Source organism: Pseudomonas sp. NPDC079367 (assembly GCF_044542195.1).
GTDB lineage: Bacteria > Pseudomonadota > Gammaproteobacteria > Pseudomonadales > Pseudomonadaceae > Aquipseudomonas.
Genome location: NZ_JBITTW010000001.1, coordinates 74,395 through 92,277 on the forward strand (window position 1 = coordinate 74,395; position 17,883 = coordinate 92,277).

The 17,883-nt window shown below is 61.3% G+C and carries 13 protein-coding genes; 8 read left to right on the plus strand and 5 right to left on the minus strand.

All coding sequences use genetic code 11. The features are described from left to right. The first annotated feature begins 152 nt into the window (after positions 1-152). The 4 genes from ACIGDJ_RS00275 to ACIGDJ_RS00290 all read left to right on the plus strand — a co-directional run bounded on the left by ACIGDJ_RS00275 (position 153) and on the right by ACIGDJ_RS00290 (position 6,657). Positions 153-1,805, plus strand: a complete 1,653-nt coding sequence (locus tag ACIGDJ_RS00275) for a VRR-NUC domain-containing protein (RefSeq protein ID WP_397478107.1) — start codon at positions 153-155, stop codon at positions 1,803-1,805. Further along, complete coding sequence (locus tag ACIGDJ_RS00280) at positions 1,802-4,132, plus strand: helicase C-terminal domain-containing protein (protein WP_397478108.1); 2,331 nt, start codon at positions 1,802-1,804, stop codon at positions 4,130-4,132. Before ACIGDJ_RS00275 ends, ACIGDJ_RS00280 begins: the two co-directional genes overlap by 4 nt. Beyond that, on the plus strand, positions 4,125-6,044 hold the full coding sequence (locus tag ACIGDJ_RS00285; RefSeq protein WP_101160369.1) for a PAS domain-containing sensor histidine kinase: 1,920 nt from the start codon (positions 4,125-4,127) through the stop codon (positions 6,042-6,044). Before ACIGDJ_RS00280 ends, ACIGDJ_RS00285 begins: the two co-directional genes overlap by 8 nt. A gap of 79 nt (positions 6,045-6,123) precedes the next feature. Beyond that, positions 6,124-6,657: a hypothetical protein gene (locus ACIGDJ_RS00290; protein ID WP_101160366.1), complete on the plus strand. Its 534-nt coding sequence runs from the start codon at positions 6,124-6,126 to the stop codon at positions 6,655-6,657. An 80-nt stretch (positions 6,658-6,737) separates the two neighbouring features. Here ACIGDJ_RS00290 and ACIGDJ_RS00295 read toward each other — a convergent pair whose 3' ends face one another. From ACIGDJ_RS00295 to ACIGDJ_RS00315, 5 genes are all read right to left on the minus strand, one after another. Next, a complete protein-coding gene (locus tag ACIGDJ_RS00295; protein WP_101160363.1) occupies positions 6,738-7,031 on the minus strand; it encodes a hypothetical protein in 294 nt (97 codons plus the stop codon). A gap of 184 nt (positions 7,032-7,215) precedes the next feature. Continuing rightward, a complete protein-coding gene (locus ACIGDJ_RS00300) occupies positions 7,216-8,559 on the minus strand; it encodes a cation:proton antiporter (protein ID WP_397478109.1) in 1,344 nt (447 codons plus the stop codon). A 42-nt stretch (positions 8,560-8,601) separates the two neighbouring features. Beyond that, positions 8,602-9,213, minus strand: a complete 612-nt coding sequence (locus ACIGDJ_RS00305; protein ID WP_101160358.1) for a Yip1 family protein — start codon at positions 9,211-9,213, stop codon at positions 8,602-8,604. Between the two features lie 87 nt (positions 9,214-9,300). Next, complete coding sequence (locus ACIGDJ_RS00310) at positions 9,301-10,158, minus strand: glucose 1-dehydrogenase (protein ID WP_101160356.1); 858 nt, start codon at positions 10,156-10,158, stop codon at positions 9,301-9,303. A 220-nt stretch (positions 10,159-10,378) separates the two neighbouring features. Further along, on the minus strand, positions 10,379-11,533 hold the full coding sequence (locus ACIGDJ_RS00315) for a MalY/PatB family protein (protein ID WP_101160354.1): 1,155 nt from the start codon (positions 11,531-11,533) through the stop codon (positions 10,379-10,381). Between the two features lie 360 nt (positions 11,534-11,893). Here ACIGDJ_RS00315 and fdnG point away from each other — a divergent pair, with 360 nt between their 5' ends. From fdnG to fdhE, 4 genes are read left to right on the plus strand one after another with little or no spacing between them, the layout of a single operon-like run. Then, positions 11,894-14,959 (plus strand): formate dehydrogenase-N subunit alpha, encoded by a 3,066-nt coding sequence (fdnG, locus tag ACIGDJ_RS00320; protein ID WP_397478110.1) that lies wholly within the window; start codon positions 11,894-11,896, stop codon positions 14,957-14,959. Continuing rightward, complete coding sequence (gene fdxH / locus ACIGDJ_RS00325; protein ID WP_397478111.1) at positions 14,960-15,895, plus strand: formate dehydrogenase subunit beta; 936 nt, start codon at positions 14,960-14,962, stop codon at positions 15,893-15,895. Further along, positions 15,892-16,557, plus strand: a complete 666-nt coding sequence (locus ACIGDJ_RS00330) for a formate dehydrogenase subunit gamma (RefSeq protein WP_397478112.1) — start codon at positions 15,892-15,894, stop codon at positions 16,555-16,557. The genes fdxH and ACIGDJ_RS00330 overlap by 4 nt, the downstream gene beginning before the upstream one ends. 3 nt (positions 16,558-16,560) lie before the next feature. After that, positions 16,561-17,487, plus strand: coding sequence for a formate dehydrogenase accessory protein FdhE (fdhE, locus tag ACIGDJ_RS00335; RefSeq protein ID WP_101160343.1), 927 nt, complete (start codon positions 16,561-16,563; stop codon positions 17,485-17,487). Positions 17,488-17,883 lie beyond the last annotated feature (396 nt).

Genomic DNA, 17,883 nt, shown 5'->3' on the forward strand with positions numbered 1-17,883 from the left:
CGGCCCTGTAACGCGGTTGGTGCCAGCCTCGGCGGAAAAGTTCGATGACGGCGCGAAAAAATGCCATTGATCTTTTTCCGTTTGCGCCGGGCAGGGTTGAGCTGCTATCTGTACGCATAACCAGTGTTCGCTTGCCGTGGCTTTGAATTCCCGTGACCTCCAACCCTCTCGACGATCCGTTCTATTACCTCAACAACTTCCAGCAAGTGCTTGATTGGCTTGGACTTCGCTATGCCGATCTGATGAGCGAGAGCGAGCATGGCTTCATTCGCGACTTCAATGCGCTGCCGCAAGCCTCGCAGGGACTGCTGGTACGCATGGTCATGCGCAAGGGCATTCATTTTCGCGCGAGCAAACTCAATTACCTGGAAATTGGCGACATCGCTGCGGCGGCGCAGCCGTTGCTCGATCAAGGCTGGCTCGACGAGCACGCCGCGCTGACACTGGCCGAGCTGTTCGATGTGCTGCTCAAGGCCGAACTGGTGCAAGCCTTTGGCGCCTTCATAACGCAGCCGAAAGGGCGCAAGGATGAATGGCTGCCCTTGCTCGCCGAGCAATTCACCGAGGCGCAAACCCTGCGCAACTGGGCGCCGCAACTGGCTGACCGGCTATTCAGCCTGACCCTGATGGATTTGTGTGATCGTCTGCGCCTGATGTTCTTCGGCAATCTCTATCAGGACTGGTCGGAGTTCGTGCTGGCCGACCTTGGCATCTTCACTTATGAAAAAGTCGAATTCTGCGCTGACTCCCGCGGCCTGCGCAGCCGCGAAGACGTCGATGCCTGCCTGTTCCTGCATCAGTGCCAGTTGCGCTTCGAGGCCGGTGAACCGCTGGAGGCGATCGCCGCACAGATCAACGCCGTGCAATTGGACAACCCGTGGCTGCGCCGCCGGCAAGCCAAGGCATTGTTCCAGATCGGCCAGTATGGCGAGCGCATCGGCGATTTCGCGCTGGCTCTGAGCGTTTATCGTGACTGTGCTTATCCGGGCGCGCGATTGCGCATGATCCGCGTGCTCGAACGCTGCGGCGAATACGCATTGGCGCTGGAACTCGGCACGCTGGCCGAACAGGCTCCGCAAAGCGCGGCCGAGCAGCAAGGCTTGCAGCGCATCGTCCCGCGGCTGCGGCGTAAACTCGGTGGCCCGCCGCTCAAGCGTGCCAAGGCCAGAGAGGTCGAGCGCCTCGACTTGCACTTGCCGCGCATCGATCCGGCGCGGTCGGTGGAATTTCATGTGCAAGCGCACTTGCATGCCGATGACGGCCCGGTGCATTACGTCGAGAACAGCCTGATCAATTCGCTGTTCGGCCTGTTGTGCTGGCCGGCGATCTTCGCGCCGTTGCCGGGTGCGTTCTTTCACCCGTTCCAGCGCGGCCCGGTCGATCTGCTCAGCGAAGACTTCCTCGAGCGCCGCGCCGAGCTGTTTCAGGGCTGCCTGGGCGAACTCGATGACGGCCGCTACGCCGAGACGATTCGCCAGCGCTTCGTCGACAAGTGGGGCATCCAGTCGCCGTTCGTGTTCTGGGGCGCGCTCAACGAAGACTTGCTGGAGCAGGCGCTGGCCTGTCTGCCCGCCCAACACCTGAAACACTGGTTCAACCGATTGCTGCTCGACATCAAGGCCAACCGCGCCGGCATGCCGGACCTGGTCCAGTTCTGGCCGCAGCACAAGACCTACCGGATGATCGAAGTCAAAGGCCCCGGCGACCGCTTGCAGGACAATCAATTGCGCTGGCTGGAGTTCTGCCATGAGCACCAGATGCCGGTGGCGGTGTGTTACGTGCAGTGGGTGGAGCAGAGCGCTTGAGTTACAGCGTTGCCGTGCGTGCACTGTGCGAGTTCACCGCCAAGACCGGCGACCTCGACCTGCGCTTCACCCCGTCACCGACCGCGCTGGAAGGCATCGTCGGCCATCGCACGGTGGCCTCGCGGCGCAGCGAGCAATACCAGAGCGAAGTGGCGCTGCAAGGCGAGTTCGGTCAACTGCGGGTCAAGGGCAGGGCGGACGGCTACGACCCGACGCAAAACTGCCTGGAAGAAGTCAAAACCTATCGCGGCGACTTGAGCAAGCAGCCGGCTAATCATCGCCAGTTGCACTGGGCGCAGGCGAAGATCTATGGCTGGTTGATGTGCGAGAAACTGCAACTGGAGCAGATCAATCTGGCGCTGGTGTATTTCGACATCGTCAGCGAAAAGGAAACCTGCCTGGTCGAATCCCACAGTGCCGAGTCACTCCAGGCGTTTTTCACGCAGCAGTGCGGCGTGTTCCTGCAATGGGCCGAGCAGGAAATGGCCCACCGCGAGGCGCGCAATCTGGCTGCGCAGCGACTGGCGTTTCCGCATGCGGATTTTCGCCCGGGCCAGCGGCATCTGGCCGAATCAGTGTTCAAAGCCGTCAGCACCGGCCGCTGTCTGATGGCCCAGGCGCCAACCGGCATTGGCAAAACCCTCGGTACGCTGTTCCCAATGCTCAAGGCCTTGGCGCCGCAGCAACTGGACAAGGTGTTCTTTCTCACCGCCAAGACCCCGGGGCGCAAACTGGCGCTGGATGCCAGCCAGGTGTTGTTCAGGCAAGCGCCGGACTTGCCGCTGCGGGTGATGGAAATGGTTGCCCGCGACAAGGCCTGCGAACACCCGGACAAGGCCTGTCATGGCGAATCCTGTCCGCTGGCCCAGGGTTTTTACGATCGCTTGCCGGCCGCCCGCGAAGCCGCCAGCCTGATCAACCTTCTGGATCAGGCTGCGATGCGTGAGGTCGCCGCGCAACACAGTGTGTGTCCTTATTATCTGAGTCAGGAAATGGCTCGCTGGGCCGACGTGGTGGTTGCCGACTACAACTATTACTTCGACTTCAGCGCGCTGTTGTTCGGCCTGGCCCAGCTCAATCAGTGGAGAGTCGCGGTGCTCGCCGACGAGGCGCACAACCTCGTGGAGCGCGGCCGGCAGATGTACAGCGCCAGCCTTGATCAATTCACGCTCGCCAGCGTGCGCAAAACCGCACCCGCAGCGCTGAAGAGTTCCCTGCAACGGGTCAACCGCGAATGGAACGCGCTGCATGCGCCGCAACTGGCGGCATATCAGGCGTACGACAAGGCGCCGGACAAACTCCTGCAAGCCATATCGCTGTGTTGCGCGGCCATTGGCGATTACCTCAACGAGCATCCGCAAGGCCTCGACAGCGGTCTGCAGAGTTTCTATTTCGACCTGCTGCAATTTGCCCGGGTCGCCGAGCTGTACGACGAGCATTACCTGTTCGATATCAGCAAACGCGACCTCGACCGCAAGCGTCCACTGTCGCAACTGTGCCTGCGCAACGTGGTGCCGGCGGCGTTCATCGGCCCGCGCCTGACCGCGGCGCGCAGCAGTGTGCTGTTCTCGGCCACGCTCACCCCGCGCAACTATTACGCCGACCTGCTGGGCACGCCCGCCGACACGGTGTGCATCGACGTCGAATCGCCGTTCAGCGCCGAGCAGTTGCAGGTGCGCATCGTCAGCCAGATCTCCACCCGCTTCAATCATCGCCAGGCGTCGCTGGGGCCCATTGTCGAGCTGATCGCCCGCCAGTTCAGCGAGCGCCCGGGCAACTATCTGGCGTTCTTCAGCAGTTTCGATTACCTGCAACAGGTCGCGACGTTATTGGCCGAGCGCCACCCGCACATCACTCAATGGCTGCAGTCGCGGGGCATGGCCGAGGGGGCGCGGCAGGCGTTTCTCGAGCAGTTCAGCGCCGACAGCCAGGGCGTCGGCTTTGCGGTGCTGGGCGGCGCGTTTGGGGAGGGCATCGATTTGCCCGGCGCACGGCTGATCGGTGCCTTCATTGCCACGCTGGGGCTGGCACAGCTCAACCCGGTCAACGAGCAGATGAAGCGGCGCATGGCGGCGATTTTTGGTGCCGGCTACGACTACACCTATCTGTACCCGGGGATGCAAAAAGTCGTACAGGCCGCCGGCCGGGTGATCCGTACCCGCGAGGATCGTGGCACGGTGATGCTGATCGACGACCGCTTTGCCGAAAGCCGCATCCAGCAGCTGCTGCCGCGCTGGTGGGCGATCAAAAGCGCGCCGGCACTTTTCAAATCGGCGGATTCACGCATACTTCAGCCCATGACAGTGGCTGGTGAGTGTGATGAGTGAAAACAACAGAACCGCAGCGATCGAAGACAGCCGTTTCCGGCTGCTGATCGATGCGGTTGTCGACTACGCGATCTACATGATCGACCCCGACGGTACCATCACCAGCTGGAACTCCGGCGCCAAGCGTTTCAAAGGTTATGAAGAAGCGGAAATCATCGGCGAGCACTTTTCCCGCTTCTATACCCCTGAAGACCGCGCCAACGGCATGCCGCAACGGGCGCTCGACACAGCGATCCGCGAAGGGCGCTTCGAAGGTGAGGGATGGCGGGTACGCAAGGACGGCACGCATTTCTGGTCGCACGTAGTGATCGACCCGATCATGGACCCCGACGGCAATCTGCTCGGTTTCGCCAAGATTACCCGCGACCTCACCGACCGCAAGATGGCCGAGGAAACCCTCAAGCAAAGCGAACAGCAGTTCCGCCTGCTGGTGCAGGGCGTCACCGACTACGCCATTTACATGCTCAGCCCCGAGGGCTGCGTCAGCAACTGGAACCAGGGCGCCCAGCGCATCAAGGGTTACTTGCCGGAAGAAATCATCGGCCAGCATTTTTCGATTTTCTATACCCCCGAAGACCGCGAACTTGGCGAGCCGCAGCGTTCGCTGGCGATTGCCATCCGCGAAGGCCGGTTCGAGAACCGCAGCTGGCGGATGCGCAAGGACGGCACGCGCTTTCTGGCGCACGTGGTGGTCGATGCGATTCGCGGTGACACCGGCACGCTGCTCGGCTTTGCCAAGATCACCCGCGACGTGACCGAGGCGTACGAGGCGCAGCAAGCCCTGGAAAAAACCCGTGAGGCGTTGTTCCAGGCGCAGAAGATGCAGGCAATCGGGCAGCTAAGCGGCGGCGTTGCCCATGATTTCAATAACCTGCTGACAGTGATCCTCGGCAATCTCGAAATCGTGCAGAAGCGCATTGGCGACGCGCCGAAAATCGCCCGTCTACTGGAAAACGCCACCCAAGGCGCTTTGCGCGGTGTTTCGCTGACCCAGCGCATGCTGGCCTTCGCCCGGCGTCAGGAACTGAAAACCGAATCGGTGGACATCCCGCAACTGGTGCAAGGCATCACTGGGCTGCTGCGCAGTTCGCTGGGGCCGGGGATTCGTATCGAAACGCGCTTTCCCGAAGATCTGCAGCCAGTGCTGGCCGACAGCAATCAGCTGGAACTGGCAATCCTCAATCTGGCCACCAATGCCCGCGACGCCATGCCCGAGGGCGGCACGGTGATTATTCAGGCGCAAGCCGAAGTGGTTCTGGAACTTAGCCATTCGACATTGCCGGCGGGGCGTTACGTGTGCCTGAGCCTGAGCGACACCGGCGAAGGCATGGACGAAGCCACGCTGGCCTGCGCCCGCGATCCGTTCTTTACCACCAAGGGCCTGGGCAAAGGCACCGGACTGGGCTTGTCAATGGTGCATGGCTATATTGAGCAGTTGGGCGGGCGCTTTATTCTCAAGAGCGAGAAGGGCCACGGCACAGCGGCGCAGCTGTGGATTCCGGTGGCGCTTGAGCGAGCGGTCAGTCGCCCGATGTACAGCAACGCGGCGCCAATTAAAGTGCCCAGGCTCAGTGTGCTGGTGGTCGATGACGATTCGCTGGTGCTGACCAGCACCAGTCTGCTGCTCGAAGACCTCGGCCATCGTGTCATCGGTGCGACTTCCGGCGCCAAGGCGCTGGCACTGTTCGATCAGGGCGAAGTGATCGATCTGGTGATCACCGACATGGCCATGCCGCACATGAGCGGCGCGCAACTGGCCCATGCCATACGCCTGCTCAAGCCGGATCTGCCGATCATCCTCGCGACCGGTTACGCCGAACGCCTTGAAGGCTTCGCCGCCGAACTGCCGCGCCTGCCGAAACCGTTCACCCAGTTGAATCTGGCGCAGATCATCGCCCAGTCGATGACGTGACGCGCTGGTCGATCCGGCTGAACTAGTCTGGGTGCGTGCCTTTCCAAAATGTCTTGATCATTTTTGGAGGGCACGTCTCTTGCCTCGCATATTGACCCAGCCAAGCGCTGCTGAAGAAGCCTTGGCCGAACACGACGCCAAGATGTTTGGCTCACCCAAGGAACGGCTGGACTTCTATCGCCGGGAGATCCAGTACGAAACCAGCATCCTCGCCAACCGCACCGACGCCTATCTGGCGGCGCAGTCGTTTCTGGTGATCGCTTTCGCCTCGTGCATGGCCAACCTCAACCCCGAATGGGGCAAGATGTTCACACTTGTCGTGCCGCCTTTTCTGGCGCTGCTTGGCGTGCTCAGTTCACTGAACGCCTGGCCAGGGATTCGTGCGGCCTACGACATCATCGACCACTGGCACTTCAAACAGAGCCAGTTGCTGCACAGTGAGCCGGTGATGGGTGCGGCGTATGACGAATCACCGCTGTTCAGCGAAATGGAATCGAGCCACAAGGGTTATCGCAAGTCGCTGCTGTTTTCGGTGCGCACGCCTTGGATCTTCGCCACGTTCTGGGTGATGTTGGGGGTTTATTCGGTGTTTATACAGGTGACCAATCCGTAAAGAGATTGGTCGGCGGGGAAAAGTCTTGCATTTCAATCAGTTTTCCCCTCACTGGCCAGAGTGAGGGGGCTGGTAACCTGCTATGCGGTTTCAAGCTCGCGCCGCGAACTCACAGCATTCTGCACTGCCGCCGGAATCGGCGGAAAATCCTCATTCAGCACACACAGATGATCAATCGCATCTTCAAATTTCGCATCGGCTTTCTTGCGCAGTGCCCGGTATTGCTCAAAGCGTTCGAAGTCGGTAGGCGTCTGTTCCAGCAGCGCGTTGGCCGCTCGGTTCAGTTCGTGGGCTTCTTCGAACAGTTGACGATTGCGTTCCAGAGCCAGTGCTCTGCAAGCCTTGATTTGCGCAGGAGTCGAGCATTCGTTCATGACCGTAACCTTGTTTGTGTCGGGGTTCCGTTTAATAGGCTGTTCACCGCAGGGGAACCGAACCTGCCGGGCCGCGCTGGATGATTGGCGCGGTTAAAGTTGTGACCCTTGAGTCGCACCCGGCGATCCATTTTTTTTCAGAAAAATCTTCGATGATTTCAAGCGAGGCGTTGCGGTTGATGAATCAGCTTTTTCGTTCCTTCAAGCTTTCATAGCGTGCCAGCATCGGCTGGGTGCTGATGCCATGCAGCAGAATGCTCAGCGCTACCACTGAAAGGGTGAGGTCGGTGCAGACCTTGGCCACGTCGGAATCCAGGCCATGGTTCAGCGCGAAGAATAGATAAAACAGGCTGCCGATGCCACGAATGCCGAACCAGCCGATCAATAAACGCTGCGGCCCGCTGAGCAGATTGCCCCAGGGCATCAACGCAACGCTCAGCGGCCGGATCAGACAAAACAGCACCGCGCTGATCCACAGCGCCCGCCAATCCCAGTGGGCAATCAGGACGACGCCGAGCAGGGTCACCAGAAACACTTCCATCGCCCGCTCGACCAGACTGCCAAAAGCCAGCATGTCTCCCATCATGATGCCCGCCGCGACCTGGCTGTCTTCCAGCTGCTCGGTGTCGCCATGCACAGCGTTTTCGGGTTCGACGTTCTGATGGCCCACCACCGGCTGCACCAGATGCTCGGCAGGCGCTTGGGTGATCCCGGTGGACTTCACTTCCTCCTGACGCAGACCGAGGCCGGCGGCAAACACCGCGAGGAAGCCGTAGCCGCCGATGGCATCGGCCACCACGTAGGAAAGCGCGATCAGTGCGAGGGTCAGGTAATCGTTGGGGCCCAGGGTGCTGTCTTCGTTGTGAATGCGCAGCGACAAGGCGATGCGGCCGATGCCACGGCCCATTGCGTAACCGACCAACAGACCTGCCGGCACTGCCCAGAGCAAATCGTTTAAAAACCACTGTTGCAACTCGCTGAAACTGCCGTCGGTGTGCAGCAGCAATAAGCCGAGAAATACAAAGGGGAAGGCCACACCGTCGTTGAGCCCGGCTTCACCGGAGAGGCCGAAGCGCACGCTGTCGACGTCCTGCGCATCATTGACCTGCACCAGCGCCGCCAGCACCGGATCGGTTGGCGCCAGCATCGCGCCGATCAGCAGCGAAGGCCCCCACTCCAATTGCAGGCCCCAATGCAGCAGCAGACATACGCCGATGATGCTCAGGATCATCACCGGCCCCGCCAGGCCAAAGGCAATGCGCCAGGTCTTGTTGCCCAGCGGCAAGCGCAGCTTCAGACCACAGACAAACAAGGAAAAGAGCACCGCCACTTCCGTCAGGTGCTCCATCCACAACGACGATTCTTCCAGTGACAATTTCAACAAATCGAGGCCACTGGGTCCGATGGCAATGCCCAACAGCAGGCATACCGCTGAAGTGGTCACCGGCATCCAGCGCAGCCACGAGGACGTCAGGGCCAACGTCAGCAGCACGGCGCCGAGCACCGCAACCCACACGCCGAAACTCATGAGCGCTCACTGCAGTGAATGTTCAAGAACAGTCGCATCGGGTCAGCTCACGGTCGTACGAAGGTACTCGGGGATGAGCACGTTGAACCACAGCAGAATCATCGAGACGAGCATGGTCACCAGCACCAGCAAACCAACGCCCCATACGCACGCCGAATACAGCAGGCCTTGCTCCTTGCGTTCATGCATGAAAGTCGGCAGGCCGACGAACAGCAGGAATGTCGAATAGATTGACGCCGCGCCGAGCACTAGAATCGCCAGCCAGCGGCTCGGGTACAACCCGGCAATCCCGGCAATGAAGAACGGGGTCACCGTGTAAGCGGCAAAACCGATGCATTGATTCAGCGTCGGCCGCGCATCGAATGAACGCGACATCCAGCGAACGAAACCGCCCATGACCGCAACACCCGCGACAATCGTCACGTACAGCAGCACGCTCAACTGCAGCGCGCTGGCGGTGCTCAAACGCACGTTTTCACCCACCGCGAGGCTCCAGCCGACGTAGGCGGTGCCGATGAACAGGCACACGGCGGGAATCAGCGCGAGCAGCAGCAAATGGGCGAGGTAGTGGCGGGGATGGGTTTCTTCCTCGCGGCGGATATCGGTCCAGGCGAAGTTGGGTTGGGTGAAGAGTCTGACGAGGGGGGCGGACATGACAACCTCCTGTTCCTGTTGGCCCGTAGGCGCTTACTGGTATGGAGGGATGCCATGCCGCTGGGGTTCAGTTTTTCTGCTGCACGGTTACAGCATCGGTTTGCCGCCGGTCACGCCGTAGCGCTGACCGGTGATGTAGCTGGCTTCGTCGGAGGCCAGCAGCACGTAAATCGGCGCCACTTCCACCGGTTGGCCAGGACGGCCGAGCGGGGTGCTGCCGCCGAAGTTCTGCACTTCTTCGTCGGGCATGGTCGAGACGATCAGCGGCGTCCAGATTGGGCCGGGTGCGACGCTGTTGACGCGAATTTCCTTCGGCCCGAGCATCTGCGCCAGACCACCGGTGAAGTTGGCGATCGCACCTTTGGTGGTGGCGTAGGCCAGCAGGGTCGGTTTGGGCATGTCCGAGTTGACCGAACTGGTGTTGATGATCGATGAGCCGGGCCCCATGTGCTTGATCGCCGCCTGACAGATCCTGAACATGGCGGTGATGTTGACGTCGAACGTCATCACCCATTCGTCGTCGGGGATTTCTTCGAAGTTTTCGTGGGTCATCTGGAACGCGGCGTTGTTGACCAGCACATCAATGCGGCCAAAGCGCTCGACGGTCTTGTCAACCAGCGCCTGGCACTGGGCTTTTTCGGCGATATCGCCCGGCAGCAGCAGGCACTGACGCCCGGCCTGCTCGACCCAACGCGCGGTTTCCTTGGCGTCTTCGTGTTCGTTCAGGTAAGCCACGGCAACGTCGGCGCCTTCACGGGCGAAGGCAATTGCGACGGCGCGACCGATGCCGCTGTCAGCGCCAGTGATCAGCGCAATCTTGCCGGCGAGGCGGCCGGACCCGACGTAGCTTTGCTCGCCGCAGTCTGGGTACGGTTCCATCTTGCGCTGCGAGCCAGGCACCGGTTGGGCTTGTTTCGGGAAGGGTGGTTTTGGATAGTCAGTCATCGCAGGGTCTCCTGATTTCAAGGCCAGTGTTCCGGGTTGACCCGGTGGCTTTGCCGTGAGTTCGATCGGATTTGCGATGGATTTTTCAGAAAATGCTCACACCCAATGTGGGCGCGGGCTTGCTCGCGAAGGCGGTCTGTCATTCAACGATGATGTTGACTGGAATACCGCATTCGCGAGCAAGCCCGCTGCCACATGACCTGATTGTGCCAGTGGTATGTCAGCTGTTGCGTTTAGCCAAAGCCCGCTCCATCCGCGCAATGCCTTCTTCGAGCAGCGCCCGCGGGCAACCGAAGTTCAATCGCACAAACTGCTGATGCCGGTCGCCAAAATCCAGCCCGGCACTCAGGCCGACCTTGCCCTGCTCAAGGAAGAACCGCTGCGGATCGGGCAGGTCCAGCGCCGTGCAATCGAGCCACGCCAGATAAGTGCCCTGCGGCACGTTAATGCTCACGCCCGGCAGGCGCGTGCGCACGGCGTCCACCAGCCAGTCGCGGTTGGCCTGCAGGTAGGTTTTCAGTTCGGCGAGCCACGGGCCGGCTTCGCTGTAGGCGACGCGAGTGGCTTCCATGCCCAGCGGATTGACGCTGTCGACCATGCCGCAGCGGGCGTGGTTGACGCGTTCGCGCAGGGCGGCGTCCTGAATGATCATGAATGAGGTCTTGAGACCGGCGATGTTGTAGGCCTTGCTCGCCGACATCAGCGTGATCGTACGTTTGGAAATCTCGGGGCTCAGCGATGCGGTGGGAATGTGCACGCGGCCGTCGAAGCACAGTTCGGCGTGAATCTCGTCGGAGATGATCCACGCGTCCTGCGCTGCGCAGATATCCGCCACTGCCTGCAATTCTTCGCGATCGAAGACCTTGCCGATCGGGTTGTGCGGGTTGCTCAACAGCAGGGCGCCGCCGCCTTTCAGCGACTCGCGCAGTGCGTCCAGTGGCGTGGCGTAGGTGCCATCGGCCTGGGCGTTGAATTCCAGTTCGACCTTGTTCAGGCCCCAATGCCCCGGCGCATGACGCAGTGGCGGGTAGTTCGGCACTTGCACGACGACATTCTGCTGCGCCTGGACCAAAGCCTTGAGGGCCATGTTGAAGCCCGACTCCACGCCCGGCAGGAAAATCAGCTCCCGCGGCTGGACACGCCACGCGTATTTGTTCCACAGGTCGGCGACGATGGCTTCGCGCAGGTTGTCCTGCGCCACGCTGTAACCGAGCAGTGGATGCAGCAGGCGCTGCTGCAAGGCTTCGACGATGACCGGTGGCGCGGCAAAATCCATGTCAGCGACCCACATCGGCAACACATCGGCTGGGTAGCGGCTCCACTTGGTGCTGCCAGTCTGGTGGCGGTCGAACAACTGATCAAAATCGAAAGTCATGCGCGGTCTCGTCAAGGCGGAGTTGGTTCTGCCGGACATTCTATGCGCAACTCGTTCCCTGTAGGAGTGAGCCTGCTCGCAATAGCGATCTGACTGATCGTTCCCACGCTCCGCGTGGGAATGCAGCCCGGGACGCTCTGCGTCCCAGTGGAACGCGGAGCGTCCCTTGAGGCATTCCCACGCAGAGCGTGGGAACGATCAATACCTCGAGATTGCAGATGAAACACCCGACGGTCGGTTTTCACACAATCGGCAAGGTCTTTGTCTACAGTGAAAAAGCCAGCGCCGTCGCGCTGCAACCGTGGTTGTCCAGATAAAGCCCGGCGCAAGTACCGGGTTCCACCTGATCAGGAGTGCACGATGGATCTCAGCCGTCGTCAGTTCTTCAAGGTCGCAGGTCTAGGCCTTGCAGGCTCAAGCCTGGGCGCGTTGGGCATGGCCCCGACGGCGGCCTTCGCCGAGCAGGTGCGCCACTTCAAGCTCGCCCACACCCGTGAAACCCGCAACACCTGCCCGTATTGCTCGGTCGGTTGCGGTTTGATCATGTACAGCCAGGGCGATGCCGGCAAGAACGTGGCGCAAAACATCATTCATATCGAAGGCGACGCCGACCACCCGGTCAATCGCGGCACGCTGTGCCCGAAAGGCGCGGGCCTGCTCGACTTCATTCACAGCCCCGGCCGCTTGCAGTACCCACAGGTGCGCAAGCCCGGCAGCAATGAATGGACGCGCATCGGCTGGGACGAAGCCCTTGATCGCATCGCCGACCTGATGAAGGCCGACCGCGACGCCAACTTCATCGAGAAAAATGCCAACGGGCAAACGGTGAATCGCTGGCTGACCACCGGTTTCCTCGCGGCATCGGCGGCATCCAACGAAGCCGGCTACATCACCCAGAAAGTGATTCGCAGCCTCGGCCTGCTGGGGTTCGATAACCAGGCGCGTGTCTGACACGGCCCGACGGTGGCAAGTCTTGCCCCGACGTACGGCCGTGGTGCCATGACCAACACCTGGACCGATATCGCCAACGCGAATCTGATCCTGGTGATGGGCGGCAACGCAGCAGAAGCGCATCCGTGCGGCTTCAAATGGGTGACCGAGGCCAAGGCGCACAACGCCGCGCGGCTGATCGTGGTCGATCCGCGCTTTACCCGGACCGCCTCGGTGGCCGACTATTACGCGCCGATCCGCACCGGCACCGACATCGCCTTCATGGGCGGTTTGATCAATTACCTGCTGACCGAGGACAAGATCCAGCACGAATACGTGCGCAATTACACCGATGTGTCGTTCATCGTCAAAGCCGGCTATGGCTTCGAAGACGGCCTGTTCAGCGGTTATGACGCGCAGAAACGCAGCTACACCGACAAGTCCGGCTGGGGCTACGAATTTGCCGAGGACGGTTTCGTGCGGGTCGACCCGACCCTGCAAGACCCGCGCTGCGTCTATCAGTTGATGAAGCAGCATTACAGCCGCTACAACATCGACCTGGCCAGCCAGATCTGCGGCATGCCGGTCGACGCGATGCAGAAAATCTGGGAAGAAATCGCTACCTGCTCTACACCGGGCAAGACCATGACGATTCTCTATGCCCTCGGCTGGACGCAACACTCGATCGGTGCGCAGATCATCCGCAGCGCGGCGATGGTGCAATTGCTGCTGGGCAACGTCGGCATGCCCGGCGGCGGAGTCAACGCCTTGCGCGGGCACTCGAACATCCAGGGCCTGACCGACCTCGGTCTGCTGTCCAATGCCTTGCCTGGCTACCTCACGCTGCCCAGCGACAGCGAGCAGGATTACGGCCAGTTCATCTACAAGCGCACGCAGGTGCCGCTAAGGCCGGGGCAGCTGTCGTACTGGCAGAACTACAGCAAATTCCACGTCAGCCTGATGAAATCCTGGTACGGCGCCAACGCCACCGCCGACAACAACTGGCTGTTCGACCATTTGCCGAAGCTCGACATTCCCAACTACGACGTGCTGAAAATGTTCGACCTGATGAGCCAGGGCAAGGTCAACGGCTACTTCTGCCAAGGCTTCAATCCGATCGCCGCATTGCCGGACAAGAACCGCGTGATGGGCGCTTTGGCCAAGCTCAAGTGGCTGGTGGTCATGGATCCGCTCGCTACGGAAACCTCGGAGTTCTGGCAAAACGTCGGGCCCTACAACGACGTGAAAACCGCCGAAATCCAGACCGAAGTCATCCGTCTGCCCACTACGTGTTTTGCCGAAGAGGACGGCTCGCTGGTCAACAGCAGCCGCTGGCTGCAATGGCACTGGAAGGGCGCCGACGGCCCGGGCGAGGCGCAGACTGACATTCGCATCATGAGCGAATTGTTCCTGCGCTTGCGCCAGCGCTATCAAACCGAAGGCGGCAAGTTTCCTGACCCACTGCTGAAACTGTCGTGGCCGTACAAGATCCCTGACGAGCCTTCGCCGGAGGAACTGGCGCGGGAAATCAACGGCACCGCCGTCAGCGATTTCACCGACGCCAGTGGCGTCACGGTCAAGGCGGGCACTCAGCTGGCCGGCTTCGGGTTGCTCAAGGATGACGGCAGCACCGCGTCCGGTTGCTGGATTTTCGCTGGCAGCTGGACCGAGGCCGGTAACCAGATGGCCCGGCGCGATAACGCCGACCCGTTCGGCATGCATCAGCATCAGGGCTGGGCATGGGCGTGGCCGGCCAATCGGCGGATTCTCTACAACCGCGCCTCGTCGGACCCGGCGGGCAAACCGTGGGATGCGAAAAAGCGTCTGGTGTGGTGGAACGGCAAGACCTGGACCGGCACCGATGTGCCGGATTACAAGGTCGACGTGCCGCCGGAAGCCGGGATGAATCCGTTCATCATGAACCCCGAAGGCGTGGCGCGGCTCTTCGCCGTCGACAAGATGAACGAAGGGCCATTCCCCGAGCACTACGAGCCGTTCGAAACGCCGATCGGCATCAACCCGTTGCACCCGCAGAACAAGCAAGCCACCAGCAACCCGGCGGCGCGGATCTTCGATTCGGTCTGGGAAACGCTCGGCGAAGCCAAGGACTTCCCGTACGCCGGCACCAGCTATCGGCTCACCGAGCATTTCCACTTCTGGAGCAAGCACTGCAAGTTGAACGCGATTGCCCAACCCGAGCAGTTCGTCGAAATCGGCGAAGTACTGGCGAACGAGAAGGGCATCGCTGCCGGTGATCGCGTGCGCGTCAGTTGCAAGCGCGGCTTCATCGAAGCGGTGGCGGTAGTGACCAAACGCATCCGGCCGCTGCAGGTCAACGGCCAGGTCGTGCATCAGATCGGCATCCCGTTGCACTGGGGTTTTACCGGCCTGACGCGTCACGGTTACCTGACCAACACCCTGGTGCCGTTCCTCGGCGATGGCAACACCCAGACCCCGGAATCCAAGTCATTCCTGGTCAACGTGGAGAAACTGTAAATGGCCAGCCAAGACATCATTGCCCGCTCGGCCACCACCACGGTGCCGCCGTCGGTGAGGACTCAGCAAGGCGTCGCCAAGCTGATCGACACCACCAAATGTATCGGCTGCAAGGCCTGCCAGGTCGCCTGCTCGGAATGGAACGAGCTGCGCGACGAGGTCGGCCACAACCACGGCACCTACGACAATCCGCAGGACCTGACGGCGGATTCGTGGACGCTGATGCGCTTCACCGAGCATGAAACCGACGCCGGCAACCTTGAATGGCTGATCCGCAAGGACGGCTGCATGCACTGCGCCGAGCCCGGTTGTCTGGCCGCGTGCCCGAGCCCCGGGGCGATCATTCAGCACGCCAACGGCATCGTCGATTTCGATCAGGACCACTGCATTGGTTGTGGCTATTGCATCACCGGTTGCCCGTTCAACATTCCGCGCATCTCGCAAAAGGATCACAAAGCCTACAAATGCACACTGTGTTCCGATCGCGTCGCGGTGGGGCTGGAGCCGGCCTGCGTGAAAACCTGCCCGACCGGCGCCATCGTTTTCGGCACCAAGGAAGACATGAAAGAGCACGCCGCCGAACGCATCGTCGATCTGAAAAGCCGTGGCTTTGACAACGCCGGCCTGTATGACCCGCAAGGCGTCGGTGGCACCCACGTCATGTACGTCTTGCACCACGCCGACACGCCGAAACTGTATGCCGGTTTGCCCGATCACCCGGCGATCAGTCCGCTGGTGGATTTGTGGAAAGGCGTCAGCAAACCCTTGGCGCTGCTGGCGATGGGCGCGGCGGTGATTGCCGGGTTCTTCCACTATGTGCGCGTCGGGCCGAATCGTGTCGAAGAAGATGAACAGCCGACGGCGCCCGACACTTCGGTGCACGTTGTCGACCCGGCGGTGCACACCTTCGATCCACGCGGGGAGGAGCGGCCATGAGTCACAAGACAATCCTGCGTTACAGCGCCAACCAGCGCACCAATCACTGGCTGGTGGCGATCCTGTTTTTCATGGCCGGGCTGTCGGGGCTGGCGTTGTTTCATCCGTCGCTGTTCTGGCTGAGTCACCTGTTCGGCGGCGGTACCTGGACGCGGATCCTGCACCCGTACATGGGCATCGCCATGTTCGTGCTGTTCCTCGGGCTGGTGTTCAGCTTCTGGCGCACCAATTTCTTCATCGCCAACGACCGCCAATGGCTGCGGCGGATCAATCGGGTCATGGTCAACGACGAAGAAAGCGTGCCGCCGGTGGGTAAGTACAACGCCGGGCAAAAGCTGCTGTTCTGGACTTTACTGCTGTGCATGCTCGGGTTGCTGTTCACCGGGCTGGTGATCTGGCGTGCGTGGTTCAGCGCGTATTTCGGCATCACCGCGATCCGCTGGGCCATGCTCCTGCATGCCTTGGCCGGGTTCGTGCTGGTGCTGAGCATCATCGTGCACATCTACGCTGGTTTGTGGATCAAGGGTTCGGTCGACGCCATGTTGCATGGCTGGGTCAGCCGGCCGTGGGCGAAGAAACACCATGAATTGTGGTACCGCGAGGTGACCCGCGACGAACGGCCTCGGGACCGGTCCGAGCGACCGCTGACGAAAAAGGGCTGACTTTTGCCAAGCATTCTGGAACCTGGGGAAATCGAAGCGGCGGCCAGTTCGCCGCCGTTTCTGTACCTGCCACCGCGTAACCTGTTTGCCCTGCGTGCCGAGCGCCTGGAGCGTCTGGCCGAGGGCAGTGGGCTGGCGGATTATCTGCGGCTGATCGCTGGTGTGTGCCGGGCGCAGCAACAGGTCTTCGACGATCCGCCGCTAACGGCAGCGTTCGATACGCAGCGCTTCGAAGCCTGTCAACAGCACGGTCTGCCGCCATTTGCGGCAGACACCTTGGTGCGTGAAGAGGTCTGGCAGCCATGGCTGGTGGCCTTGCTGCAGCGCTATGCGCCTGCGGATCAGCCAGCGGTCATCGACGCGCTGGACAGTCTGCGCGCCGCCCGTTCCGGTCAATTGCGCGCGTGGGCGGTGGCGCTGGTCAGCGGTCAGTATTCGCTGGTGCCGGCGGCGCTGGTGCCGTTTCTCGGCGCGGCGCTGCAAACCGCCTGGAGCCACTGGCTGCTCAGCGTGCCGCAGTTGCAACTCAAACCCGGCGACAGCCTCAGCCAATGCCCGGCCTGTGGTTCGCCGGCCATGGCCGGGGTGATCCGCCATCGCGGCAAGCACAACGGATTGCGTTATCTGGTGTGCTCACTGTGTGCCTGCGAATGGCATGTGGTGCGGGTCAAGTGCGTGTATTGCGAGCAGAGCAAAGGCCTTGAGTATCTCAGCCAGGAAGATGATCGGCACAGCGCCGAACAGGCGCCGCTGCGCGCCGAAGTCTGCCCGAGCTGTAACAGCTACTTGAAATTGCTGTATCTGGAGAACGATGCCGAGGCCGAGGCGCTGTCGGCGGACCTCGGCAGTTTGCTGCTGGACATGCGTCTGGCTCAGGATGGTTATCAGCGTCTGGCACCGAATCTGTTGCTGGCGCCGGGAGACGAATGAGCACAACGTCTACACTGCTGGAGCACCCGTGGGAAGGGGCTTGCTCCCGAAGGGGCCTTTCCAGACACATCTTCAGTGGCTGACCCACCGCCTTCGCGAGCAAGCCCGCTCCCACCGGACTTCATCACTGCCGAAAAATGTGGGAGGGGGCTTGCTCCCGAAGTGGCCGTTCCAGGCCATCATCTTTGACTGACCTGCCACTTTCGCGAGCAAGCCCGCTCCCACCGGACTTCATCACTGCCGAAAAATGTGGGAGGGGGCTTGCTCCCGAAGCGGCCGTTTCAGGCCATCATCTTTGACTGACTTGCCACTTTCGCGAGCAGGCTCGCTCCCACAGTGCGTCTACACTGCTGAATACCTGTGGGAGGGGGCTTGCTCCCGAAGGGGCCTTTCCGG

Coding starts and splice junctions, on each gene's coding strand:
- ACIGDJ_RS00285 (WP_101160369.1), top strand. CDS start 4,125: ATGAGTGAAAACAACAGAACCGCAGCGATCGAAGACAGCCGTTTCCGG.
- ACIGDJ_RS00295 (WP_101160363.1), bottom strand. CDS start 7,031: ATGAACGAATGCTCGACTCCTGCGCAAATCAAGGCTTGCAGAGCACTG.
- ACIGDJ_RS00300 (WP_397478109.1), bottom strand. CDS start 8,559: ATGAGTTTCGGCGTGTGGGTTGCGGTGCTCGGCGCCGTGCTGCTGACG.
- ACIGDJ_RS00305 (WP_101160358.1), bottom strand. CDS start 9,213: ATGTCCGCCCCCCTCGTCAGACTCTTCACCCAACCCAACTTCGCCTGG.
- ACIGDJ_RS00310 (WP_101160356.1), bottom strand. CDS start 10,158: ATGACTGACTATCCAAAACCACCCTTCCCGAAACAAGCCCAACCGGTG.
- ACIGDJ_RS00315 (WP_101160354.1), bottom strand. CDS start 11,533: ATGACTTTCGATTTTGATCAGTTGTTCGACCGCCACCAGACTGGCAGC.
- fdxH (WP_397478111.1), top strand. CDS start 14,960: ATGGCCAGCCAAGACATCATTGCCCGCTCGGCCACCACCACGGTGCCG.
- ACIGDJ_RS00330 (WP_397478112.1), top strand. CDS start 15,892: ATGAGTCACAAGACAATCCTGCGTTACAGCGCCAACCAGCGCACCAAT.